Origin of the sequence: Halostagnicola sp. A56, assembly GCF_000691505.1 — an archaeon.
Taxonomy (GTDB): Archaea; Halobacteriota; Halobacteria; order Halobacteriales; family Natrialbaceae; genus Halostagnicola.
Map to the genome: position 1 here is coordinate 1 of NZ_JMIP02000008.1, position 1,477 is coordinate 1,477.

Annotated in this window: 1 pseudogene; it reads left to right on the top strand. The window is 56.8% G+C overall.

Annotated features, from left to right (window positions below):
- Positions 1–1,010 precede the first annotated feature (1,010 nt).
- A pseudogene (locus tag EL22_RS00200) lies at positions 1,011–1,477 on the top strand (phosphate uptake regulator PhoU); the annotation flags it as partial.

Below are 1,477 nucleotides of genomic sequence, written 5' to 3' on the forward strand. Positions count from 1 at the left end.
GGAGCTGGGAATGGGAGCTCGATCGAACCTATCGAAAACAAATACTAAACTAGATATAGATAGGTAGGCGAATAGAATCGAGACACGATGTCACTCCTCTCCAGTGGACGGCCCACCGACCGACGCAATTTTGGAACCAGTCGACATCACCCGTCATCAACGAATCAGAAAAGCAGGCGCGTATTGGCTCCACGGCCCTCGTTTCGGTCAGACCGAAACTTCGTCCAAGGCAGAGTTCTACGTTAGAATAGGTGGCTGAGATAGCTTATTTTCAATAGGTGAAATTTATTCAGAGAGGTGTTTCGAAAGAGCCGACAGACTGTTTTTGCTCCAATGGGACAGATCGGGCGGTCGTCTGTATCGTATAACCAGCGTGTTATAGCGGACATCACGCAGACGAACGGATTTTGATATGAAGTTGCTATTCATAGATGAAAGTGTAACCATCAGATTGGATAGAATACTGATTACTGGATTTCGTGACGAGATCGCTCGCCCGTTTGGTCGAGAAACGTATATCTATATAGCTGTCATTATATCCACGTACGACTTTGAGCGGATCAGATTGGACCGGACCGATCAGAGCAATTCGTACCCCTATTATAAACCGCTTTAATTACTCACTGTCCGTCTTCAGTCGATGGCACACGACTCAGATCGTCTGTCCAAGGTGGTATCGCGGCGAAATTTCGTGCTTGCTTCTGGTGCAGCTGGCGTGGCCACGCTCGCGGGATGTTCGAGCCAAAGCGACGGGGAAAATGGGAACACGTCAAGCGATACCGATATCGCGCCGCTAACGGCGGATGGTTCCTCGACCGTGTTTCCAATCACGAACGGCGCCTCACCGCTGTGGAACGGGAATCCGCCGGCAGACGATCAGGAGTACTGGGGCCCCGGACAGTACGACATCGACACGGACCAGAACCTCGCAGATTACTGGGCCGGTATGTACGGCTTCGAGCCGACCGAAGAACGCAGTGTTCCACCGTTCAAGGTGCGATTCGCTCGGGTTGACCCGTCCGGAACTGTTCGAACTACGGGGGACGGCCCGCGAACTCGAGCGCGTCGCCGATCACGCCGGAGGGATCGAAACGGCCGCCGGACGGATCGCCGACTCGATCGACGCATCGGCCACGGAGGAGGTTCGCGAAATCGCACAGCGCGCACGCGAGGTCGTCGCGGACGCGGTGGACGTCGTTCTCGGTGATTCAGACGCCGAGACCGCGCGACAGGCGTTGGACGCTCGCGATCGACTCCGCGAAGACATCGCCTCGTTCGAGCGCCGGTTGGACGCCTCGTCGGCCGACGAATCGCAACTCGAGCGCGTCCTCGAGCGACTGGGACGGACGGCAGAACACGGCGGCACCGTTGCGGAGTACGGGCTCCGCCACGCCATCTACCACGGGGAACTCTCGGAACCGTCGCTCGTCCCGAACCACGCGGACGACTCCGAGCAAGAATCCCACGCCTCCACGGG